The sequence below is a fragment of the Methylophaga sp. UBA3613 genome, from assembly GCF_002375415.1.
GTDB lineage: Bacteria > Pseudomonadota > Gammaproteobacteria > Nitrosococcales > Methylophagaceae > Methylophaga.
Genome location: NZ_DFLS01000012.1, coordinates 34,346 through 58,042, shown reverse-complemented (window position 1 = coordinate 58,042; position 23,697 = coordinate 34,346). Strand labels below are relative to the sequence as shown.

At 45.0% G+C, this 23,697-nt stretch carries 23 protein-coding genes and 1 pseudogene; 9 read left to right on the top strand and 15 right to left on the bottom strand.

The window, feature by feature from the left end; all coding sequences use genetic code 11:
* Window positions 1–96 precede the first annotated feature (96 nt).
* From B3S93_RS13845 to B3S93_RS13805, 9 genes are all read right to left on the bottom strand, one after another.
* Window positions 97–2,436, bottom strand: coding sequence for a heavy metal translocating P-type ATPase (locus B3S93_RS13845; RefSeq protein ID WP_292398304.1), 2,340 nt, complete (start codon window positions 2,434–2,436; stop codon window positions 97–99).
* Window positions 2,429–2,641 (bottom strand): hypothetical protein, encoded by a 213-nt coding sequence (locus B3S93_RS13840; RefSeq protein WP_292398301.1) that lies wholly within the window; start codon window positions 2,639–2,641, stop codon window positions 2,429–2,431. Before B3S93_RS13840 ends, B3S93_RS13845 begins: the two co-directional genes overlap by 8 nt.
* 29 nt (window positions 2,642–2,670) lie before the next feature.
* On the bottom strand, window positions 2,671–4,020 hold the full coding sequence (locus B3S93_RS13835; protein WP_292398298.1) for an APC family permease: 1,350 nt from the start codon (window positions 4,018–4,020) through the stop codon (window positions 2,671–2,673).
* Between the two features lie 40 nt (window positions 4,021–4,060).
* Window positions 4,061–4,810, bottom strand: coding sequence for a copper resistance protein B (locus tag B3S93_RS13830; protein WP_292398295.1), 750 nt, complete (start codon window positions 4,808–4,810; stop codon window positions 4,061–4,063).
* Window positions 4,811–4,819: 9 nt separating this feature from the next.
* Complete coding sequence (locus B3S93_RS13825) at window positions 4,820–6,595, bottom strand: copper resistance system multicopper oxidase (RefSeq protein ID WP_289245122.1); 1,776 nt, start codon at window positions 6,593–6,595, stop codon at window positions 4,820–4,822.
* Between the two features lie 62 nt (window positions 6,596–6,657).
* Window positions 6,658–7,191: a c-type cytochrome gene (locus B3S93_RS13820; RefSeq protein WP_292749102.1), complete on the bottom strand. Its 534-nt coding sequence runs from the start codon at window positions 7,189–7,191 to the stop codon at window positions 6,658–6,660.
* A gap of 62 nt (window positions 7,192–7,253) precedes the next feature.
* Window positions 7,254–7,532 (bottom strand): hypothetical protein, encoded by a 279-nt coding sequence (locus B3S93_RS13815; RefSeq protein WP_289245124.1) that lies wholly within the window; start codon window positions 7,530–7,532, stop codon window positions 7,254–7,256.
* Window positions 7,533–7,573: 41 nt separating this feature from the next.
* Complete coding sequence (locus B3S93_RS13810) at window positions 7,574–8,578, bottom strand: copper resistance protein B (RefSeq protein ID WP_289245125.1); 1,005 nt, start codon at window positions 8,576–8,578, stop codon at window positions 7,574–7,576.
* Window positions 8,575–10,398, bottom strand: coding sequence for a copper resistance system multicopper oxidase (locus B3S93_RS13805; protein ID WP_292750107.1), 1,824 nt, complete (start codon window positions 10,396–10,398; stop codon window positions 8,575–8,577). The genes B3S93_RS13810 and B3S93_RS13805 overlap by 4 nt, the downstream gene beginning before the upstream one ends.
* A 151-nt stretch (window positions 10,399–10,549) precedes the next feature.
* Here B3S93_RS13805 and B3S93_RS13800 point away from each other — a divergent pair, with 151 nt between their 5' ends.
* From B3S93_RS13800 to B3S93_RS13790, 3 genes are all read left to right on the top strand, one after another.
* Complete coding sequence (locus B3S93_RS13800; RefSeq protein WP_289245127.1) at window positions 10,550–11,242, top strand: heavy metal response regulator transcription factor; 693 nt, start codon at window positions 10,550–10,552, stop codon at window positions 11,240–11,242.
* Entirely contained in the window at window positions 11,229–12,638 is a 1,410-nt protein-coding gene (locus tag B3S93_RS13795) for a heavy metal sensor histidine kinase (RefSeq protein ID WP_292749098.1), read from the top strand. Before B3S93_RS13800 ends, B3S93_RS13795 begins: the two co-directional genes overlap by 14 nt.
* Before the next feature lie 377 nt (window positions 12,639–13,015).
* The gene (locus B3S93_RS13790) at window positions 13,016–14,293 is read left to right on the top strand and encodes a hypothetical protein (RefSeq protein WP_289245130.1); all 1,278 of its coding nucleotides are present in this window, start codon (window positions 13,016–13,018) and stop codon (window positions 14,291–14,293) included.
* Between the two features lie 325 nt (window positions 14,294–14,618).
* Here the strand turns inward: B3S93_RS13790 and B3S93_RS13785 are convergent, their stop codons facing one another.
* Entirely contained in the window at window positions 14,619–15,062 is a 444-nt protein-coding gene (locus B3S93_RS13785; protein WP_289245131.1) for a plastocyanin/azurin family copper-binding protein, read from the bottom strand.
* 326 nt (window positions 15,063–15,388) lie between these two features.
* On the opposite strand from B3S93_RS13785, the gene B3S93_RS15600 reads away from it, so the two are divergent.
* Both B3S93_RS15600 and B3S93_RS13780 read left to right on the top strand, forming a co-directional pair.
* Window positions 15,389–15,538, top strand: a complete 150-nt coding sequence (locus B3S93_RS15600; protein WP_349677849.1) for a histidine kinase dimerization/phospho-acceptor domain-containing protein — start codon at window positions 15,389–15,391, stop codon at window positions 15,536–15,538.
* 1 nt (window position 15,539) lies between these two features.
* Entirely contained in the window at window positions 15,540–15,743 is a 204-nt protein-coding gene (locus B3S93_RS13780) for a hypothetical protein (protein WP_292404129.1), read from the top strand.
* Window positions 15,744–15,987: 244 nt separating this feature from the next.
* Here B3S93_RS13780 and B3S93_RS13775 read toward each other — a convergent pair whose 3' ends face one another.
* Window positions 15,988–17,283, bottom strand: a complete 1,296-nt coding sequence (locus tag B3S93_RS13775) for an MFS transporter (protein WP_292404132.1) — start codon at window positions 17,281–17,283, stop codon at window positions 15,988–15,990.
* A gap of 106 nt (window positions 17,284–17,389) precedes the next feature.
* A pseudogene (locus B3S93_RS13770) lies at window positions 17,390–18,536 on the bottom strand (IS3 family transposase).
* Between the two features lie 376 nt (window positions 18,537–18,912).
* On the opposite strand from B3S93_RS13770, the gene parS reads away from it, so the two are divergent.
* Together parS and B3S93_RS13760 are read left to right on the top strand one after the other, a co-directional pair.
* Window positions 18,913–19,416 (top strand): type II toxin-antitoxin system Xre/ParS family antitoxin, encoded by a 504-nt coding sequence (parS, locus tag B3S93_RS13765; RefSeq protein ID WP_292404135.1) that lies wholly within the window; start codon window positions 18,913–18,915, stop codon window positions 19,414–19,416.
* Entirely contained in the window at window positions 19,413–19,922 is a 510-nt protein-coding gene (locus tag B3S93_RS13760; RefSeq protein ID WP_289245423.1) for an RES family NAD+ phosphorylase, read from the top strand. The genes parS and B3S93_RS13760 overlap by 4 nt, the downstream gene beginning before the upstream one ends.
* 2 nt (window positions 19,923–19,924) lie before the next feature.
* Here B3S93_RS13760 and B3S93_RS13755 read toward each other — a convergent pair whose 3' ends face one another.
* The 3 genes from B3S93_RS13755 to B3S93_RS13745 all read right to left on the bottom strand — a co-directional run bounded on the left by B3S93_RS13755 (window position 19,925) and on the right by B3S93_RS13745 (window position 22,499).
* On the bottom strand, window positions 19,925–21,049 hold the full coding sequence (locus tag B3S93_RS13755; RefSeq protein ID WP_292404138.1) for a hypothetical protein: 1,125 nt from the start codon (window positions 21,047–21,049) through the stop codon (window positions 19,925–19,927).
* Between the two features lie 48 nt (window positions 21,050–21,097).
* Window positions 21,098–22,027: a DUF2971 domain-containing protein gene (locus B3S93_RS13750; protein WP_292404141.1), complete on the bottom strand. Its 930-nt coding sequence runs from the start codon at window positions 22,025–22,027 to the stop codon at window positions 21,098–21,100.
* A 292-nt stretch (window positions 22,028–22,319) separates the two neighbouring features.
* Window positions 22,320–22,499, bottom strand: a complete 180-nt coding sequence (locus tag B3S93_RS13745; protein ID WP_289245420.1) for a hypothetical protein — start codon at window positions 22,497–22,499, stop codon at window positions 22,320–22,322.
* Window positions 22,500–22,814: 315 nt separating this feature from the next.
* Between B3S93_RS13745 and B3S93_RS13740 the strand changes: the two genes are divergently transcribed.
* Together B3S93_RS13740 and B3S93_RS13735 are read left to right on the top strand one after the other, a co-directional pair.
* Window positions 22,815–23,312: a hypothetical protein gene (locus B3S93_RS13740; RefSeq protein ID WP_289245419.1), complete on the top strand. Its 498-nt coding sequence runs from the start codon at window positions 22,815–22,817 to the stop codon at window positions 23,310–23,312.
* 2 nt (window positions 23,313–23,314) lie between these two features.
* Window positions 23,315–23,533, top strand: coding sequence for a hypothetical protein (locus B3S93_RS13735; RefSeq protein WP_292398601.1), 219 nt, complete (start codon window positions 23,315–23,317; stop codon window positions 23,531–23,533).
* The last annotated feature ends 164 nt before the right edge of the window (window positions 23,534–23,697 follow it).

The window sequence follows — 23,697 nt, the reverse complement described above, 5'->3', positions numbered from 1 at the left end:
TGATACTTTTATATATTTTGAAAGCAAGTTTGACCTAAAGACTTTAATTTAAGTTTCGAGCAATAACTGGTCATAAAAACCAATCTGAGCTATTTTTTATAATTTAACAAGCCGCAACCTCAGCGCATTCGTGATGACGCTTACAGATGAAAGTGACATAGCAGCCGCTGCAAAGATTGGTGACAGCAGTATGCCAAAAAACGGATATAAAATCCCAGCGGCAATCGGCACCCCGGCAGTGTTGTAAATAAAAGCAAAAAACAGATTTTGTCTGATATTGCGCATAGTCGCTAATGATAACCGGCGGGCTTCGACAATGCCCATCAAGTCACCGCGTAGCAACGTAATACCGGCACTTTCAATAGCCACATCGGTGCCAGTGCCCATGGCAATACCAACATCGGCCGTTGCCAGGGCAGGTGCATCATTTACCCCGTCGCCAGCCATCACCACAATCCGGCCTTCGTCTTTCAGGCGCTGAATAATCTTGCCTTTATCTTCCGGCAGGACTTCTGCTTCTACTTCATCAATATTCAGCTTACGGGCAACTGCTTCAGCCGAGGTACGATTATCACCGGTCAGCATAACAACGCGTATACCCTCTTTTTGCAGCGCCAAAATAGCCGCTTGAGTGGTTTCTTTAACCGGATCAGCAATAGCAAGTAAGCCAGCGACTTTGCCAGCCACTGCTGCAAAAATCACGGTAGCCCCATCCCTGCGAAGCGTATCAGCTTCATTTTCAAAGTCTGCAGTATCAACTGCTTCTGCCTCCATAAGCATACGATTACCCAATAAAACCCGCTGGCCATCAATCGAACCGGTGACCCCTTTACCGTTAGGGGAATCAAAATCTTCGGCATCGGGCAGCTTAAGATTCATTACCCTGGCTTTTTCCAAAATAGCATGGGCCAACGGATGCTCACTGCCTTTTTCGAGGCCTCCTGCATAACGCATCAGGTCTGCTTCGCTGAGTCCATTAGCTGTGACTAGCTTGGTGACCTGTGGTTTGCCTTCAGTCAGTGTGCCGGTTTTATCTACTACAACAGTATCGATCTTTTCCATACGCTCTAGGGCTTCGGCATCCCGGATCAACACACCGCTTTGAGCACCCCGACCGACACCCACCATGATCGACATGGGCGTTGCCAAGCCGAGCGCACACGGGCAGGCAATAATTAATACGCTAACCGCTGCAATCAGCCCAAAAGCCATCGGCGGCGCTGGACCGAAAAATGACCAAACGATAAAGGCGATAACGGCTATGACGATGACGACCGGGACAAACCAACCCGCCACTTTGTCTGCCAGTCCCTGGATAGGTGCGCGACTCCGCTGTGCGTTAGCCACCATTTGTACAATCTGAGACAGCATAGTATCCCGGCCAACCTTGTCGGCTCGCATAATAAAGCTGCCTTGCTGATTAATACTGCCACCGATGACTTGATCGCCAGACGTCTTACTGACCGCCAATGGCTCACCCGTCACCAGCGACTCATCGACATTGGAGTTACCCTCAAGCACCTCACCATCCAATGGTACCTTGTCCCCCGGACGTACCCGAAGGCGATCACCAACCTTGACCTCGTCAAGCGATACATCGGACTCACCACCGTTATCGTCCAACTTCCTGGCTGTCGCGGGTGCCAGATCAAGTAAAGCCTTAATAGCGCCTGAAGTCTTCTCCCGCGCTCTCAATTCCAGTACCTGCCCGAGCAATACCAATACCACGATCACTGCAGCTGCCTCGAAATATACAGCAACAGAACCATCCGCCTGACGGAAGGCATCAGGGAAAATCTGCGGCATCAGGGTTGCCACCAGACTGTAGATAAGCGCCACGCCAGTACCGATGGAAATCAGCGTAAACATGTTCAGGTTTCGGCTCACTATAGATTTCCATCCCCTGACGAAGAAAGGCCAACCGCACCAAACGACTACTGGTGTTGCCAGAACTAATTGAATCCAATTGGACATTTGAGGCGGCACGATATGATCAAGCCCGGTCAGATGCCCTCCCATTTCTAGTATCAACACTGGCAATGCCAGTATCAAACCGATCCAGAATCGGCGGGTCATATCCCTTAGTTCTTCAGAAGGTCCATCATTCAAACTGACTTGCTCAGGTTCCAATCCCATACCACAAATGGGACAATCGCCAGGCTTTGGCTGGCGGATTTCGGGGTGCATCGGACAAGTGTACATAGTGCCCGGCGTTACCGGGGCTTGCGTCTTTTGCTTATCATCGAGGTATTCTTCTGGGTTTTCGTCAAACTTGGATTTACAGCGTGAAGAGCAAAAATACCAGGTTTGATCATCATGCTGACTTTGGTGCTGTGCAGTTTGAGGCTCCACGGACATGCCGCAGACAGGATCTTTGACCTTATGCTCTTCGTGAACTTGGTTGCCATGTCTATGGACATGTTGATGTTCAGTCATCTTGGTTTCTCATTTTGTCTGTAGTCCAGCTCGAAAACGCAATAAAATAGAGTAATACAAGATTGGCGATTGGAATAAGTATTTGAACACCCAACCAACCCGGATAACCCGTGCGCTGACAAATTCGCCAGACAGGGATCACAACAACGATTGCGAACATCAACATCCAAAGCCAATGCCCTGCCCACATATTATTAGTCATCATGGTACTGCCCTCCACGTCAAATATTGTCATTAATGGTGATGATGGGATTCCTGATTACCGGGCTGCTCGGATGCAGCGGATCTTTTCAGGAAAATCTGCTCAGCAACTGCGATAACAATCATCGTAACAACCGCCACACCAATCACAAACGGATCAGTATTCAGCTTAACCCAGACAAAACCACCCAATGCCAGTAAATCCAGCAGAATGGCTGTCGCTGGCACCCATCGATTAGCTTTTATGTCTTCACGCAGATAGCGAAGAACGCCCCAATGAATGGCAATGTCCATAATCAGGTAAAACACGATACCAAGCGCGGCAATCCGGGACAAATCAAAAAATGCTGTCAGGATCAGTCCCAGAATCACAGTGTAAACCAACGTGTGCTTTTGAATACTACCGGGCATGCCGAAATGACGATGCGGCACCAGTTTCATTTCTGTCAGCATTGCCAGCATTCTTGAGACTGCAAAAATGCTGGCTAGAATACCTCCGGCAGTCGCCATCATGGCAATAGCGACCGTAAACCACACACCATATTCACCCAATGCAGGGCGCGCTGCTGCAGCAAGAGAATAGTCCTGAGTTTTGATGATTTCAGCCAGCGACAAATTGCTTGCCACAGCAAAACCGACCAAGCTATAAATCACCACACAAGCAGCGATGGAAATAACGATGGCACGACCCACGTTTCGTTTAGGATCTTTTACCTCCGAACCGCTGTTGGTAATGGTGGTAAAGCCCTTAAACGCTAATATCCCGAGTGCTGTTGCGCCAAGAAAGTTACTGAAAGTCCCTGCTTCTCCTGGGCTTGTGAAATCGACTGAAATGCTATCGGCGATCCAAACCCCCACCACGCCGATAGCAAGGATGCCCACGATTTTCAAAACACCAATAAAAGAGGCGACGCCTTGGATCAATCGATTACCTGATAGATTAATCATAAAGGCTGCCAGAATAAGTGACACCCCGAGAATGGGTACCATCATGCCGGTCTTGTCCCCACCAAAAAGTTGCATGGTATAAGAACCAAATGTGCGCGCGAGAAAGCTCTGGGCGATCACCATTGAAAAATACATCAGCAAAGTATTAAATCCTGTTGGCAATCTGTCTCCATAAGCTTTATGCAAATACATGCCAATGCCACCTGCAGAGGGATAAGCGTTAGAAATTTTTATGTACGAATAGGCACTAAAACTAACGATTACTGCGGCGGCTAGAAACGCTAAAGGAAATAAAACACCTGTCATCTGCGCCATTTGCCCGGTGAGCGCAAAGATACCAGCACCAATCATCACCCCGGTACCGAGCATAACTGTTCCTGCTAAAGTGAGGCTTCCCTCTTTATAATGCGTTGATCTGTCCTCTTTGTTAGCCATTAACTCTCCCTCTTCAGTCTTGCTAATTTTGCGATTTTAATTAAAACCACATCCGAACCCCGGCAACAAAACCTGTTTCGATTTTATCACCCCGGTCATCAGCGATTTGGTTAGCCTTTTGACCTAAGGCCCGGCTCCAATAAACACCTATGTAAGGCGCAAACTCTCTAGAGATTTCATAGCGATAACGCAATCCTATTCGAACATCGTTGAATCCACTGGGGCGATCGAACGCTTGGGCATCTGTGAGTCCAGCAGAAACTTCCACGCGTGGCTGTAAGTACGAAACTTGACTGAGGCGTATGTCGTATTCGGCTTCAAGTGATGCTGCTATGTCGCCATCCTCATTAATGGTAAGTGAATTATCCATTTCAAATCGATAGGGAGCCATGCCAAACAGGCTAAATACTAAATAGTGTTCACGATCTACATCCGATGCCATTGAACCACGAAGTCCGACGCCGCCCTGTATTTCCCAAAATGGCGCGATCAACCGACTGGCAAGCATCTCTGTGCGCTCAAGCTCCGTAGGCTCACCGTCGTTTTGCTGGTTTTTACCTTCACTTTTGAAATAGACTCGATTTCTGTCGCTTCCATACCAAGCCAACATATCCCAGACGATTAGGTTCTCATTATTGTCTGTACGGGTGAATTCCAGCCGATCAAATAAAACCTGCCCGGTTCGGTAAGACTTAATGGGTTCGGGCCAGTGATCCTCAGCGTGATCGGCAGAGACCGTGGTGCTCATTCCTGTAAAAACGAGCATTGTCATGATTGTAAGTTTGTTCATATCATCTCCTTAGCTGACCCTGACAACTCGAAACATCCCCGCCTTCATGTGATAAAGGAGGTGACAATGGAAAGCCCAACTGCCGGGTGCATCGGCACTGATTTGCAATGAAACGACCTCACTTGGTTTGAGGCTTATAGTGTGCTTTCGAGGACGGGGATATTGGCCATTTTCAAGTTCCATCCACATGCCATGCAGATGAATCGGATGATCCATCATCGTGTCGTTTACCATTATCAAACGCAGACGCTCACCATGATGAAACTCCACTGGTCCATTGACCTCAGTGTATTTCACACCATCAAAAGACCACATATATTTTTCCATATTACCGGTAAGATGCAGCTCGATGTCACGCTCCGGCTCTCTATCATCGGGCCAGGGATGAGCCCCAATAAGGTCGCCATAGACCAGAACTCGATGGTCGACATTCTCGAGGCCAATACCCGGCTCATTTAGACGGCTGACTGGGTTTCTAGCAATCATGGCAGCACCGGGACCATGACCACCTGGCGCATGTTCAATGCCAAGATCTGGCGCCGAAGGTCGCTGTTGCGTCGCAGCCTTATGCCCACCATGGCCCCCGGACATTTCTTGATGGTCATCCATCCCAAGTTGATCTTCATTGGTGGTTATCATGTCCATCCCACCCATTTCATGGCTCATCCCCATGGCCGCCATCCCTCGCTCTGGTACCGGTCGCAATTCAGGCACAGGCGCTTCCTGCCCTAATTCTGTCGCGAGCGTACCACGCACATAACCACTACGATCCATGCTTTCCGCAAAAAGCGTATAAGGACGATCGTTTTTCGGCGTTACAATGACATCGTATGTCTCAGCCACCCCAATTCGAAATTCATCTACCGTAACAGGCTTGATAGGCTGGCCGTCTGCAGAGACCACCGTCATCTCGAGACCCGGAATGCGAAAATCAAAGAACGACATGGCAGAGCCATTAATGATTCTTAAACGAATTTTTTCTCCTGGCTTGTAAAGTGCCGTCCAGTTAGTCGAATTATCGCGACCATTCATCAGATAGGTATAGGTAGAGCCGGTCACATCCAGAAGATCGCGCGCGCTCATGCGCATTTCGTTCCACATGGACCGCTCTTGCCATGTTTTCGCAAGCCCTTGTCGACGAATATCGTCGAAAGTGTCACCCAAGGTTCGCTGCTGGTAGTTGTAATAACCCTCGGCTACCTTGAGATTTCGGAACACCTCGTCTGGATCTTCAAAGGTCCAATCACTCAGGATAATCACATGTTCCCGATCTGCGCCAATATCACCATCCGCTGGGTCAATTACAAGTGGCCCAAAATGACCTAACTGTTCCTGCAATCCCGAGTGGCTGTGATACCAGTAAGTACCACTTTGCTGAACATCATATTCGTAATGATATGACTCTCCAGCCTTGATCCCAGGAAAACTGACGCCAGGCACGCCATCCATATTTTCTGGCAGAATGATTCCATGCCAATGGATAGACGTAGACTCATCCAACGCATTACTAACATGTAACTTGGCTCGTTGTCCTTCTTTCAGCCTAATAAGTGGTCCGGGCATACTACCGTTGATAGTTATCGGTCTAGCAATCCGTCCAGCAACATTCATATCTTCACGGCGAATATGCAGATCGACCACATTCTGCGCATGAATAACATCACCATAGCTTCGACCCAGTGGATAAGCCCATGCCGGCGCCATTTTGGCTAAAACAAGGGCTGAAGCTGTCCCAATGGCAGATTTAATAAAACGTCTACGATTCTCTTCAACTGAATTTGCCATGGAATTCGTCTCCTAACAAAATTGGATTTAACTCAAACGTAAGCCTGTATTGCACACTACCGTCAATGATTACGGGAACTTGAAGATCCCTGAGCCGTAAGAATCTGGTATTGCTCGGGGGACAATTCAGGAAGTCGCTGCAAGAAAGCGACTAGGTTCCATATCTGTTCATCAGTATGGCCCGGCCCCCAGGCTGGCATTCCAGAGCCCTTAATGCCGTGTTTAATAATCCAAAAATATTCTCTGGCTTGGACTATTTTTGGCTCATCATGCCCTGAATGATTCAACGTCAAATTAGGTGGTTCAGGATACAGTCCCAAAGTGAAATCTGAATTCATTTTGTCTGGCACAAGATGACACCCTGCACACATAGCAGCATAATCTGAACCACCACGAAGTAATCGCGCTGGTATATCAAGTTCGGCTGGCACCTCAATATTATGAGCAGCCCGACTGATGGAGCGTTCGCGTAGGGTTTCTAATGCCCAGTATGTAAGCTTTGTGTGCTTAATGTCTGCCCCCATTGGGTAATAGCCTGAATAAATGAATCCTAATCCAGCCAATACCACCATACCTGATACAAATGCAATACACATAAAGCATTTCAAGAACTTTAAAGATGACATATTAATCACTCCGTTATAACAGCCAGCTGTAATTAATGTTGATGCTCAGCAGGTTTATACGCATCTGCCTCCATATCATGGCTAGGATGACCGTCTTCAGACGCTGCTTCATCTTGAGGCATGCATTTCTGCATCATGGCTTGCATGACTGGATCATTCATATCTATTTTAGAATGATCCATATCTTTCATGGCTGCACAGTTAGGTGCTTGTCCCTTGTTAATATGCTCTTCAGGGCTATGAGCTTGAGCAGATAGAGCCAACATTAATGCTGGCAAGGCAACAAAATATGACAAAAATTGACGTTTCATGAGTCGACTCCTAGGTCGTGATAAATTTATGAATAATTTGATTAAAACCAGAATCTGAGACCAACCACGTAGCGTGTGTCACTGGTATCTTCTCCGTTTGCTCTTGAGAAGTCAGCGGTATCCCCAAACTGCTCGCTCCATTCGACACCCACATAGGGAGCAAATTGTCGCGTGAATTCATAGCGGAGTCTCAGGCCTATTGAGGCATCTGATAAACCGCTTCCTAAGCCATTAACGTCATCATCCTTGCCATAGGCCGTGAGTTCAGCCCGGGGTTGTAAAATCAAGCGTTGCGTAAGAAGAAATTCATATTCCGCTTCTAGCGACAATGCCGTACGCCCACTGTCCCCCAAATAAGCAGTCAAATCGAGTTCAAACCAGTAGGGAGCAATCCCCTGAATACCGAAGGCAACCCATTCACGGTTTTTGCCTTCATCATAATGGTCAAGCCGAACGCCCAGTTGCGTGTCAAAAAAGGTGCTGATTGCATGACTCCACAGCAGATCTGACTGACTCTCCTCAAGCGTACCGTCGACCACATCGCCTTCAAGTTTGGCTGTAAATCGATTGTAGGTAGTTCCATACCAGCCCTGGAGGTCAAATATTGCAGTGTCGCTGCTCGCATCATATTCTAAGCGGTCACCTAAAATTGCCCAGAAATAATGTTCATCTGCTAATTTCAAAAGGCGTTTTTCTGACAACGAGTACGGACCTTCAGTCAGGGTAAAACCACCTGAATAAGCATGCGGATCCCGTGCGTCTGGCGGCGCTTGGTCACTACCCATTTGCATACCAGAATGATCCATGCTTTCCATGTCATCCATTGCCATGCTTGAATGATCCATTTCTTGCATATTGCCAGTTTCATTCTGCATCCCCGTTTCAGTGTCAGCTCCATGATTTGCATGCTCAGATGTCGTTTGCTTAGTTGCATCATGGTCTTGGTGAGAATCATCGGATTGCGCCCAGACCGGTCCAGTGGCTAAAGACAATGAACACGCAAAGATAATCTGCTTCAACGCATATGAACGGCAATGATTTTTCATGACACCACCACTTCGCGGAACATGCCCGCATCCATATGAAATAATAAGTGGCAATGCCAAGCCCAACGCCCCAGATCATGAGGTGTTGTCAGAAAACTGATGCGTTGTGCAGGTTGCACCGGTATGGTGTGCCGGCGTACCAGCATATTGCCTTGGTCATCTTCGAGATCACTCCACATGCCGTGCAAATGCATGGGATGCGTCATCATGGTGTCATTTTGCAGAATGATTCGTATACGTTCATTGTGAGGCAAGTGTACCGGTGTACTTTTACCAAATTCCAGCCCATCAAAAGACCAGCTGTATCGCTCCATATTACCGGTAAGGTGCAGTTCGAATTCGCGGATTGGCACCCGTGTATCATTAAGAACACCGTCCACGGAACGAAGATCTGACAAAGTGAGTACCCGCCGGCCATTGTCTCTCAAGCCAACACCTGGATCATTCAGATTCGTATTCGGCATATCAACCCGCATATCTACGGATGGGCCATATTCACTGCGAGCGTGGTTCACTTTTTGTGAAGGTGTCGCCAATGGATTCTGACTCATGCCATGCTGGCTATGATCCATCGCCATATCACTGTGATTCATCTCAGAGGGATTCATGGTGCTCTGCTCAGAACCATGACCACTGCCATGGTTCATCTTACCCATCATATCGGACATCGTAAGCCACTTAACCGGGTCCAGCGCCGGAATATCATCAGTTAGTCCTTCATGTATGGCCAGCGTCCCCCGAGCATAACCGGTGCGATCCATACTCTGCGCAAAGATGGTATGCGCGTCATTTTGTGGCGCAACCATGACATCGTAAGTCTCGCCGGGACCAAAGCGGAACTCATCGACACTAACCGGTTGTACGTTCTGACCGTCGGTCTGAACGACCGTCATTTTCAGACCAGGAATACGGACATCATAAAATGTATTACTGGCGCCATTAATGAATCGCAGCCTGACCCGCTCACCGGGTTGGAACAGTCCCGTCCAGTTGCCCGCCGGCGTTGTGCCATTCATCAGATAAGTTAACGTCGCAGAGGATAAATCGGCCAGATCGGTCGGGTTCATTCGCATTTGGTTCCACATTTGTCGTTTTTCAAATGCGCCCATCAATCCCAGCTTTGAGACATCACTAAAAAAGGATGGCACGGTAGGCTGATTATAGTTATACACATCGCTCTCAACCTTCAGTTTCGAAAAAACTGCCATGGGATCTTCGTCCGTCCAATCAGACAGCTGCATCACGTAGTCACGGTCCGCGTCTAGATGGCTTTGTTCAACAAGAGATTGACCCTCACGCGGTTCAATTATTAATGCACCATACATACCGGTCATTTCCTGAAAACCGCTATGCGAGTGATACCAATAGGTGCCACTTTGTTGAAGTTTGAATTGGTAAACGAACGTCTCACCCGGTTCTATGCCCTGGAAGCTAATACCGGGCACACCATCCATTTGATACGGCAGGATAATCCCATGCCAATGAATGGAGGTAGCTACTTTGAGTCGGTTTATTACCCGGATGGTGACCTCATCACCCTCACGTAATCGCAGGGTCGGCGCCGGAATGGAGCCATTAATTGTTGTTGCCATACGCGTGACACCAGTGAAATTAACAGGTGATTGGTCGACAACCAACTCAATAGTTTGGCCAGTTAAGACTGGAGCAGTACCTCTGTAGGCAAGCTGCTTCGAATTGTCCATAGCGTACAATAAGCCTGGGAAGCTTGCCAGCACACCACCAGCGGCTATGCCATGTACGAATCGCCGGCGCGTTGGATTAAAAGTAGATATAGGATTTATAGGTAACTTCAATGTCAACACTCCAATACAACAATTTTGTGAAAGATTAACTTTTCGTCCCTGTCATCCGGATGACCAAAACATTACAAAAACGTAATCCTTGTGTAATCCTGTAGTCGTTATTCACCTAATAAACTAATTAGAATGTTGTTCAAGGGGGTATCCATCTATGCGATTATTGTTAGTGGAGGATGAGGTCAAAACAGGCGACTACTTACAAAAAGGACTAAGCGAAGCCGGGTTTCAGGTCAATCTTGTTCGAAATGGCCTAGATGGTCATCATTTGGCAATGACAGAAGCGTTTGACTTGATCGTTCTGGATGTTATGTTGCCGGATGTTGACGGGTGGCGCATCTTGCAGTCGTTACGTGAAGCAGAATGCCAAACGCCGGTACTATTCCTTACGGCTCGTGACACGGTGGATGATCGCGTTAAAGGCCTAGAATTAGGCGCCGATGACTATTTAGTTAAGCCCTTTGCCTTTGCCGAACTTCTAGCAAGGATAAGAACATTATTGCGCCGAGGCATTCCCTCAACTTTTTCTGAGCTTCTTAAAGTAGCTGATCTGACTTTAGATTTACCTAAGCATCGCGTTACGCGAGCAGGTAAAAAAATAAATCTTAGCCACAAAGAGTTTTGTCTTTTAGAGTTATTGGCACGTCGCCAAGGTGAGGTTCTACCACGCTCTTTGATTGCCTCTCAGGTATGGGACATGAATTTTGACTCTGACACCAACGTGATAGATGTGGCGATACGCCGCCTGCGTGCCAAAGTTGATGACGATTTTGAACCGAAACTTATCCATACGGTTCGCGGTATGGGTTACAAACTTGACGTAGAGCCCGTCGATGAAGCCTTATAATCAAAAACCCCTTTCGCTCGCCGCAAGGGTAATGTGTTTTGTTGGCGCATCTGTAGGATTAAGCTTACTTTTAATTGGCAACCTTGTACTGAATGTGGTCGAACGCCATTTTGCCGAACAGGATGCAGAAGAAGTTGCCGTTATTAATAAGGCTGTCATAGACGTATTGCGAAATAATAACGACAACAATTTACAACTTAGTAAAGCACTGTTCGGTGCTGTCTCTGGACATCATGGCGTCTATTATCAAGTACGTAATCAACAAGGTAAGGTGGTTTTCGAAAGTGCCGGCGCAAACCTTTCAGTAGTGAAAGACAGCCTTCGCCAAGTTACAGAAATTAGTGCCGGTGACCTACAAGTCTGGCATGCGGACGATAAGACATTTCGGGGTGTCCTCACGCACAATACGATAGGGGGTCATAACTACTTGGTTATTACTGCCATCGATATTGGCTTTCACCTTCAATTTCTCCATAAATTTCGTCTAACTCTATGGTTAATAATGGTCCTTACATGGGCCGTTACCCTGTTGGCTGCTTGGTATGGCGTTCACAAAGCGCATGCACCAATAAGAAGACTTTCGAACAAAATGGGTGACATACAAGCAGATCGTCTAGATATGCGACTTGCCCCATCTTTTGTCCCATCTGAATTACAGGACTTGGTGTCTTCATTCAACCACATGATAGGTCGACTTGAGGATAGCTTTAATCAGCTATCACATTTTTCAGCTGATATTGCACATGAGCTACGAACACCTCTGACTAATCTCATCACCCAGACACAGGTTGGCTTAGGCAAGTCCAGAACACTCGAAGAATACCGTGAATTGTTGTACTCAAATTTGGAAGAACAAGAACGTTTGGCAAAGATGATTAATGATATGTTGTGGTTAGCAAAAAGTGACCACGGCTTAATCAAACTTGAACAAACACCGCTGGACTTATCCGATGAAGTAAGAGAATTATTCGGTTTTTTTGAAGCTTTGGCAGAAGACAAAAAAATCGCACTCACCAAGGAAGGCCACGCTCACCTCATTCTGGGCGATAAAGCCATGTTGCGCAGAGCAATTTCTAACCTACTTTCTAACGCCATTCGCTTTACTAAATCTGGGGAAACAGTACTGGTACGACTGGATAATCCTTCAGACCATGAGGTTTCATTGACTGTTGAAAATCCGGGGAGCGCAATTCCCGCCGAACACTTGCCAAATCTCTTTGACCGTTTCTATCGAGTCGACCCGTCCAGGGCAAGACAAAGTGAGGGGGCGGGACTTGGTCTCGCCATTGTTCGTTCAATCATCGAGGCCCATAGTGGCCGTTTAGAAGTCACATCTAAAAGCGATAAGACTGCATTCATCATCTATTTACCTACGACGATTAAAGATATTCCATGATGGTTGGGATATGTCGGTGGTTATTCCTATCAGCGACATTAAATATAATGTGATTAACAATTTCAGATACTAGATAAAGCTTCAACACTTGTACTTATTGGAGTGGCATTTTTTTACCGTTTGTAGAGCATACGAACTATATTCTGCCTTGCCAGCCTTTGTTAATTATTCTTTTGTGTTCACGATTTCCTTTGCTTATAACAAGGATTATGGAAGCCTCAGGCAGAATGATCATCCTATTAAACTTTATAGGACGTCCAACAAAGGAGCTTTAAGCAGACTGGTAAAGATAGCAATAACGGTCTTTAATCAAACTAAACATATAAGATTAAAGCTAACCGATGGCATTAATAATGTTTTCCGATAGAGGAGAATCAATGAAAAAAATCGATAGTTCTCAAGAGCAGACAAGATCACAACGGCTAAACCAGCACTGTACCTGCGTTACTCTAGATTGGTCAGCGATTATTCGCGATCTCAACAACCAATTGGGCGTTAACGCTGAAGGCATCCTGCCTAATTCAGGCATGCGCCAATTCTTCTCAAAAGCCGCGATTTTTGTTCCAAGTTCTGATCTTGAACAAATGCAGGCGATTGTTAAGGCAATCGAATCCGCTGCATCACTTACAGAATATCAGCAACAGGTCATGTCTTGGGCACCTGAGAGTGCACGGCATAATCCCGGTCCAGTAGGCGCTTTTATGGGCTATGATTTCCACCTGAGTGAAGATGGCCCTCGTCTTATCGAAATCAACACCAATGCCGGTGGCGCTTTTCTTAATGCCATTCTGACTCGTGCCCAACTAAAATGTTGTAGCGGCAGTGCACAGGCATCTTGGGCTAAAGATTTCGATGAAGCGGTCATTACGCAATTTATAAGTGAATGGCAAAGCCAGCGAGGTAGCGGTCAACCTGACCGAATTGCAATCATCGACGATGCACCAGAAGAACAACATCTCTATCCGGAGTTCAAACTCGCGCAAGGGCTTTTCATCCAACATGGCATTGATGCCGTCATACTCTCCCCAAAGGATCTCAAATACGAATCAGGAGTCTTGTATGGTAATAAACAGAAAATCGATTTGGTATACAACCGTCTGGTCGATTTTGGACTAGATGCACCTGAACATGCCGCTTTGCGCTCTGCATGGTTAGAAGGTGGTGCCGTTATCACCCCGAATCCCTATACGCACGCTCTATTGGCTGATAAGCGAAATCTGGTCTTACTGTCAGATCAACATAACCTGATAGATTGGGGGTTAAGCGCTGAAAATGCTGAACTTTTAAAAAAGGGTATTCCCCACACCATTCAGGTTAATGCATATGATGAGCAATCGCTTTGGCTGCAACGGCGACAGTGGTTTTTTAAACCGGTGGCTGGCCATGGCAGTAAGGGTGTCTATCGTGGCAGCAAGCTGACTAAAAGCACCTTTGCACGTATTCTTGAAAGTGATTATGTTGCACAGGCCTATGTGCCACCCTCAGAACGTGTTGTGATGGTTGATAACGAACGTGAAATGCTTAAGGTTGATGTGCGATTGTATACCTACCGAGGGGAGTTATTACTTGCTGCAGCAAGACTTTATCGAGGTCAAGCTACCAACTTACGTACACCGGGTGGTGGATTTGCACCTCTACTTTTACAGCAATGTTAGATGAATCTGTGTTCTTGGTGTAATCTGTACTTAACATTAAGTGTGGATATTAAAATTCAACTTAATCATATGGTTACTAGGTTTTCAACATAGAAAACATGAAAATAATAACATTTGACGTGAGTTAATACGGGAGAGGATTATAGGGGTTACACTCTATAGAACATTGCCGTTCAAAGCTGGCTGGCAAAATTAAAGTTAAAAACCCCCGGTGACTAAAAGCCATCAGGGGCTTGTTTTATTATTTAGCCGTTAATTTTTTTGTTATTTAATGATTTTTCAATAAATACTAGAGATTATTTAGTAAATATTAATTAAGATTGTTTTATTTAACAGCTTTTTGCGTTTTTCTAACAAGACGACCTAATGCACCACTAGGGTCTTCGTCAACGATTTTTTGTAAGTTAGTTGCTTCGCCAACGATAACTACGCCACCCATACCGGCACCCCAGTGCGGATCGCATTTATACAAATAAACCCCCTCAACAGTAAGTGGATCACTGGTGAAGTTTTCTCCAATTTTTGACGTAAATCCTTCTGCACCTTCAGGAATATATTGTTTCACACCATCATTTGATGTAAATTCAGTATTAACATTGTGAATGGTCATTTTTGTCCATGAAACTTGGTCACCTGGCTGGACTTTCAAAACTAAAGGTTTAAATGCCAGCCCCACAGCTTGTACCTCATGAACTTCTGCCATTGCAGCGGAAGAAAAAAGTGCTGAAGCACCTAAGATAACAGCAGTTGTTGTTTTGATAATGTTCATTAGAAAGAACCTCTCTAGTTGATTTCAAATTTCTTTTTATTGTTGAAGACATTTTTATCATAAAGAAACTGAACTACGACTGAACAACTGACTATTTTCGCAATGAAATAGTTAATAAATATTCATCATTCTAATTAATATCAATGTGATATGGATTGTTTTGTCAGTGATAAAACCCACCCGAGCTAGACTAAAAGGATTGTTCAGTGCCGACTATTAACTGGGTGTAAGCGGCATGTACTGCCTTAACTTTGTGCCGAGCTGTACCCTTGACCCCCTCTTTTGTCCCATCGGAATTACAGGACTTGGTGTCTTCATTCAACCACATGATAGGTCGACTTGAGGATAGCTTTAATCAGCTATCACATTTTTCAGCTGATATTGCACATGAGCTACGAACACCTCTGACTAATCTCATCACCCAGACACAGACAGGTTGGCTTAGGCAAATCCAGAACACTCGAAGAATACCGTGAATTGTTGTACTCAAATTTGGAAGAACAAGAACGTTTGGCAAAAATGGTTAATGATATGTTGTGGTTAGCAAAAAGCGAACACGGTTTAGTCAAGCTGGAACAAACACCGCTGGATTTATCCGATGAAGTCAAAGCGTTGTTTGGTTTTTTTGAAGCGCTAGCAGAAGACCACAAAGTCGCACTAACCATAGCTGGTCAAGCATGACCAATTCATGGCGATAAAGCCATATTGCGCAGAGCAATATCTAACCTAGTTTCCAACGCCATTCGCTTTACTAAATCTGGGAAAAGAGTACTGGTACGACTGGATAATCCTTCAATCGAAACATTGACTAGGTTTCTCCGCTCATTTTCTTTCAGAAAGTATCATCGGCTAATATCCTTCTTATGAAAGTTTTAGAAACTTACTGTAATAGCTCCATTTTAAAACGGACACTGGGTTGACATGGCTATTTAGGATGCAGATTGTCTATTACATAATGATGAATATGCTGTCGCCCAGATAATGCTATGTGCGGGTGGTTATCAGCTAGATCATCATGTCTATGTATGAACTTTTTAGAGTCATTTAATGGCCATAACCTGATTGCTGAAATGAGCGCAATCAATGCAAGGCTGGCAAGCACAACCAAAGTTATCTTCAAACCGGCAATCGATCCAAGCCAGCCAGCCAGCGGATAGGCAACGAGCCAACCGGCATGGGATAAGGAGAACTGGGCAGCAAAAAGTGCGGGTCGGTCCACCCCAATGGATGATTTTATTAACAATCTGCCGACGGGTGTCTGTACAGCCGAAGAGCCAATGCCAAGCAAAGCCCAGACCGGGATCAGCCATTCAAAGCTGTCTATAGCGATGGCCAAAAGCATTCCTGAAATGAGGATACCCGCTCCCGTTAACATGACCCGACGATCCTGCCATCGCTTGAGCAAAGCAGGTAAAGTCAACGCCGCCAACATTGAACCTCCACCAAATGCCGCAAAGGCCATTGCCGTATGCTGATCTGTCAGGCCGAAGTGGCCCTTCACCAGTACCACAGTGTTAACGATCACCATGGCACCGGCCAAGCTGACAACAAAGTTTAACGCCATTAGTCCCTTTAACCGGGGCGTTGCAGCAAAGATTTTGAATCCGCGCCGGGCACGCTCATAAACGCTGCGATGCTTCTCCGGTTTGACACCTGATGGAATAGCTACAGAGACTACAAGCAACGCTGAGGCGATGAAGCCAATAACGGTTCCCGAGAATAGCCCATGCCAACTTGTAACCAGCAAGAAAACTGCTGCCAGAACCGGGCTAATGAGGTTTTCCAAATCATATGCAAGGCGGGACAGCGATAGAGCCTTGGTGTAATCATCTTCATCCGGAAGCGTATCCGGGATAATCGACTGAAAGGTTGGGGTAAATGCTGCAGAAGCAGATTGAAGTACTGCGATCAGCACATACACCTCCCAGACTTCGGTAACAAAAGGCAATGCAAGCGCTGTTACAGCACGAACAATATCCAACGACACCAGCATCGCCCGGCGTGGGACGCTTTCCGCTAACGCCGAAGCAAGCGGTGCGATCAATACATAAGCGATCATCTTGATGGCCATTGCCGTGCCCAGCACCTGGCCGGCATCATTACCGGCCAGATCAAACGCCATAAGAGTAAGTGCAACAGTTGCCAAGCCGGTTCCCAACAAGGCAACAACCTGTGCGAAAAACAGGTGCCGATATGTGCGATGCATCAATATGTTAAACATGGTTCACCTTAATTTTATGAATATTGGCAATAGCTTTAATTGTTCATAGTGGTCAGTGTTTAAGCACAAATGCGTCCCCAAGACATTGCAGTATGTAATTCGGGTTCTACCTCGTTTCCACGGACGGTTTAAAAACGGTTGATAACTTCATATCGTACTTAGCAACTCTTCGTCTCATCCGAGGATTATGAAAACGCTCAATATAGTCAAATAAATCAGCTTTGGCAGAATCCAAGGTTGGGTAACGCATTCGGTTTGTCCGTTCTCTTTTGAGTACACCAAAAAAGCCTTCACAGGCAGCATTATCGCCACAATGACCGACCGCACTCATCAATGTATTTTTACTAAGCAATCGCTGGTAATCGCCGCTTCTGAATAGACTGCCTCTATCAGAATGTAAAATAACAGGCCCACTTCCCTGGCGTTGCCAAACAGCCATTTCAACGGCGCGTAATACCATCTGTCGATCTTGCCGGTGATGCATTGACCAGCCAATCACCAGCTTGCTGAACAGATCGAGTACAACACACAAATATAGCTTGCCTTCGCCTGTTTTGATTTCAGTGATGTCGGTGACCCACTTAGTCTCTGGTTCCAGAGCCATGAAGTCTCGCTCCAACAAATTATTAACACCAGGCGGTGTTAATAATGGCGGTTTCTTCTGTCCACGTTTCTTTTTTCTCGGCCATCCCTGAAGTCCGGCAACCGTCATTAAACGTGCAACCCGATTTTTGCTGGCTGTTTCACCTTCAATTGTCAGATCTTCATGCATTCGCGGTGCACCCAAAATACCGCCACTATATGTATGAAGTTCACGAATGCGCGTCAGCAATCGATTGTTATCATTCTGTCGGTCACTCGGTAAACGTGCTTCCCAGCCGTAATAACCGCTAGCGGAAACCTCCAGACAACGACACATTAAGCGTACGGGAAACTCGACGCGACACCGTTGGATCGCCTGATACTTCAGGACGACTCCCTGGCAAAGAACGTCGCCGCTTCGCGTAAAAAATACCGTTCCTTCTTCACTCGCGCCAGTTCACGTTTAAGAAGGGCAACTTCTTCATCTCTGGGACTACCTGTACCATTAAAGGCCTGCTGGCCATTCTGATCTGCTTCACGTCGCCATCTCGTTAGCAGATTTGGAGCAAGCCTCAGTTTTTGAGCAATCTGGGCACAGCTAAACCTGGCTGCCGGGTTTATTCAACAGCACCACGTTTGAACTCTGGACTGTATTTTCTTCTCTTCGACATAAACATTCCTTTTGCCCATTATCAGGCTTCTTTGAAGTGTCCGCAAAATCGGGGTAGAGCCCCTAGGGATTGTATTTGTTCTAGGTTGGTATCCTAGAGGGGCTAAACAATTATCCTTAGCTCTTTTGCCAATTATTTTGGGCTGTATTGGGCTTAACTACTTACATCAACAGCTTTTAAATCAAGTATCAAACAAATTCCAGTGGACGATCCAGATAGTTTCGTCAAACTAATGATTCACCAGATTAATTATTTTAATGTGTCCAGCAACGACGATCAGGGAATGCTATGTAGCTCTATGTCATCTAAATATTTCACCATTTGCCATATGGCGCTATAATATAGGCCAGATGGCATACAGCCAAAGGGGAAATTTATGTCAGAAAAATATATTGAAATTGAAATGAAGCCTAAAGCTGGGAGAAGAGTTAAGCCTGCTCATGTTACAAAATACTCAACGCCACTGCCAACTCCCGAAGAAATAATGATAAGTGTTGGATTTTCTACCAATAATAAACTGCAACTTATTCAGCAAATAAGACGAGGTGTAGCAGTTTCTTCGCTATATGCACTGGCCGATAGACTAAGCATTGGCGTGAATGAAATGAATGAGATAGTCAATATTTCAGCAAGAACATTTACCAGAAGAAAGCGTGAAGGTGTGCTTCACGCCGATGAAACGGAACGCGTTTACCGACTTGCTGATCTCATGGCTAGAGCAACCGAAGTGCTGCATAGTAATGAAGATGCACAGCATTGGCTCAAAACTCCCAAAAAAGCATTGGGAGGTGAAACGCCTCTGAAACTGGCTGATACAGAATTAGGAGCGAAAGAGGTTAAAGACTTACTGGGTAGAATTGAGCATGGTGTCTTTTCATGACAGACATTACTGCTGTCCGAATTATTCAAAATCAATTAGCTTCAAAAACAGAGGTGATCAACGGTATTAAAGTTCCTGCAGCATTTACTGGAGAAGGTTCTAGAAAGTTTGGAGGAAGATGGAATTCTATTGGGACTCCAATAGTTTACACAGCTGGTACTCAGTCTTTGGCAATCTTAGAAGTTGTTGTTCATGTTGAATCTGAAAGACTGTTAGAGCACTATTCATTGTTTGAGGTAAGCTTCGATCAAAGTCTTGTATTAGAGCTTTCGCTCGATAGTTTGCCTGAAGATTGGCAGAGTGACCCAGCAGCGGAATCGACTAAAGTAATCGGTGATCAGTGGGTAAAACAAGCAGATTCTCTTATTCTACAGGTGCCAAGCACTATCGTTAGCGATACACCAAACTACATCATCAATCCTTATCATCCAAATTTAAACAAGCTCAATATTATTGGGCCTATACCTTATCCCATTGATCCTAGAATTAAGCAGACCCGTTCTTAAAATCAGATTATCCCTTTATTCCTTAAATAGAATTCTAATTTCTTACGAAGTATAAGATTTATTCTAAGTGCATTACGAATAGCTTTAACCAGTCTCACTGGCTCAATGGATAAGGCACCCTCTACGTTTTTAAGATAGTTTGCAAAGAATTCTGCTTCTTCCAATGTACATCTCTTCACATCCAGTGGATCTGCTGTGATTCCCATATAGGTTTTACGGTCAACAGTCGGGATATCACAGTAAACAGGCGGGTCTATATAAACCGATTTATCTCTGCACACAACATATTCGTTATTATCTTGTTCCGTTCTTAGAAACAACTCTGCTTTGTCAATAAAGATCAGTATGTTTGCATAGGCAACTTCAGCTGATTCGCCTATCCTCTCAAAGTATTCTGCCTCTCTTGATCGTTTCGTCATTTCATATTGTTTTTTAAACTTTTTGGCATCTTCATAATGCTCACTCATTGATGCTTCATCGAGAGTATCTGGGCTTTTATCAGGTTCCATGAGGCTCTTGAGAAAGTTAACTGAGCGAGATATCGCCTTAACCTTAATCATTAGCAGCACTAATGAGAGTAGAGCAAACAAGGTTCCGATCCTTACAGCAAATATATCTGCTGACATGGCTCCATCAAATGCTACCCGCTTATCTTCATAATAATAGCCAGTGCCTTGTAGAATCGTTTCCAGGTAGAACCTGGCATAGTTACTAGAGCTGTGTGGAGATACCAGTTTGACATCATCTGATGCGAGTTTAGGTATCACAATTTCTTTTTGCTCAACATAGATCATGGGTGTGCCTTTACCCTCAAAAGTGACAACCTCTTCACTCAAAGCGGGTCTACCCTGTTCATTTAGAATCGGGAATTTAGCGGTCACCGGGACTGTACGATTTAAAGAACCCAGATCAGAGATGCTTTCAAGCCTTGTTGGCTCTGGAATATAACCAATAACTCTTTCTTCATAAGCTACTGTCTGTGTGGTCACTTCTACTGTCGTAATAGGTGTACTAAGCCAATAAAGTCCAAACAGGACATAGCCAGTGACCAGACCAATTCCAGCAGAGACTTCATTAACAAAGCTCAGATTCCTTTCAATCCCACCAAACCATTTTCTTTTAATCATTTTCTAGTCTTTATTTGCCTGGCATATACTGGCCGTAATTGAGACTAATTAATCATCACAAGGTCCGAATATTTCAATTCCTGAACGAGCTGTTAAAGGTAATTGGCCGCAGTCTTCTATATCCGAGCGTCTTAGTTCAAAGCTATCCCCTATTAAGCTCATTTGATAAAACGAAATGTCACGGGGTTTAAGTGCATTCATAACAGCATGAATGACAGATAACGAGCATCGTAGACCAAAGATAATTTCCACTAAACATAGAGGAGAATCTTGTATGCCTACTTCTCCTATTAATCGCCACTCTTGTTCATATTGCCAAGGTTCAGCTTTACGTAAGAGTGTGTTTTGATCTAAGGCTTTCTGAGCTTGTATATCATGATGTAAAACTGCTTTAGCAATTAGACTGGTCTTGATTGTTCTTGCACCTCCATAAAGCACTTTATGAAGTGATGGTTCAGGGTTTCTATTTAATGAATAACCCACACAAAACCCTTTATGCTGGTCACCATAATGACTCCAGAGTATGGGGTTAGAGTACTCAGCTGAAAAGCAGCATATACCACGGTTATTTTGCTTTAAAAGTTCGCTATGTATTCCATGGTGAAACATCCCACATTCCGCCTCTTCAACCGAGCAAGTGTAGTCCGGATTAGTAGCGTAATGCTCAATCCTTCTTAGTTCATTTTCGGATGACTGCTGTGCTTGTTCTTTAGCACGTGAGTTACTAATTTTATCGGTGAGATTGGTTGCTTGAAGAGAGTTTGTTACTTCTTTTTCGACTCTTTTCTGTATTAATGAGCTTAGTATTTGTCTTAATGTTTCTCTATCTGAGTCTCGCTCTACAGCTGGATTACAGTCCAGTGGGTCATTAAAATTTGTAGGATCGGAAAAATATAGCTGGTCATGGCATAAGGCATCAAGGGAAAGGGCATTGAATGCTTGATATCGATAAATGATTTCAGGGTTGCTTTCTCTCATTCTAAATCCTTTAATCCAAGATATTCCTTAAAAGCCTTGATATGCCTTGAGTACAGCATTTTATGATAGCTGGAGCTATTACTTGCTAATAAAAAAGCCCCTACCCGAAGAAGGTAGAGGCTTTACTAAATCCCAGTAGGAATTAGCTCTTATGCGGTTCTGTCACTATGTTTGTCTTTGTGCTTACGCTTCTCATCTACTCTGGTTGCATAGTTACCAAGGCAAATGAAAAACGCTAAAATTAGAACAGCACCTATTACTAATTCCGGCTTTATGTATTCTAAAATAGTCATCATTCATTTCCTCCGTCTCTAAACTTAATACCATAGTAAATCAAAACGCCTCCCAACAATATAGCAATGAAAGCGCTAGCCAGTGATTCACCACTATTAGCAAATGCTAACCCGATGAAACCTGCAGTAATGACATTGGTGCCTACCTTAATGGAAGCTTCACCTGCGTCTTTCCTCATAGACATTCTCCGAAAATAAAAAAGGGAGAATGCCCCCTGAAGGGAATTCTCCCTTCAGGGTTGAGGTTAACTGCGTCCGTAGAAGCAGCAACATTATGTAAGATACCAACCGTAGTCAGTATCCGTTGAGCACAGCGTTAAAGCAGCTGTGGCACTTCAGGTACTTGAGTAATCAAGTACGCAGAATCAATGACTTAATAATAACATAATCCGCTTTTTACAGCATCTCTTGGCCTCCTGTTCATACTTGCGTGATCACAAAGCTGGGATAACCTTAAATCTGGTATTCAGCCATAGTGAGTTAGTGGAGAATTAATGAAAGAACTTGAAGAACAATTTAGCTTTACACCCGCCAGCACGTCCCCCTTGGACACAGGTAAATATGTGTTGATCAGCAATCCATCTATCTCGATACACGACTCCACCCAATACGGTGGTGGTTACGCCCCAGGTGTCGATAATGGCGATGGAACGTTCACTGCCCATATAGCACGTGACAACCTCATTGATGCTATGCAGAAGTGTATTGAAATTGCAGCTGCAGGTGAGCCAGGAAAAGACAGTAAACCAGTTAAGAAGAATGTGCCGATTACCATTATCAAGCGAGTGATTACCTTCTCCCCTGCCGGTGAGCATCCCAAAGCCAGTGTTGTTATGAAGGTGCCAGGGAAGCCAAAAATCACTAAACGCAGCAGCAGCTGTATTCACTTCGCTATCGGTGAGCGTTCGTTCATTGCAGATAAAGCGTCTTGGATGTCTCGCAAGGAAAATGGCTTTATCTATGCCTTGGAATCAGGCGTTACAGGGATTTAACTATGTCGAGAAAAACGTTAATAGAACATTTAAATAATGAGTGTCTTACAGAGACATTCACTTTTTTTGGTGTGATGGTTTGGGCTAAGCCAGATGAACTGGAAGAATGGAAAGAAGTGTTTCATGTGCTGGTGGATGAAGGAGTGGTTGTTCCAGTGGAGCAAAAGATGCTGGGTATAGTTTATCGGTATGTAGGTGAATTTGACGCGGAGTTAATCTAAACATAACTAAAAAAGCCCCACCCTGTATAGGGCATAAAATGTTCTTTTATAGGGATAGTGGTTATGAATATTACCAATACATAAAGCATCTTTATATGGTCATTTAAGTGTGCTATATTGAACTAAGAGAGGGTAGCTGGTTTGGTCAAGGAAGCCTGATCAGT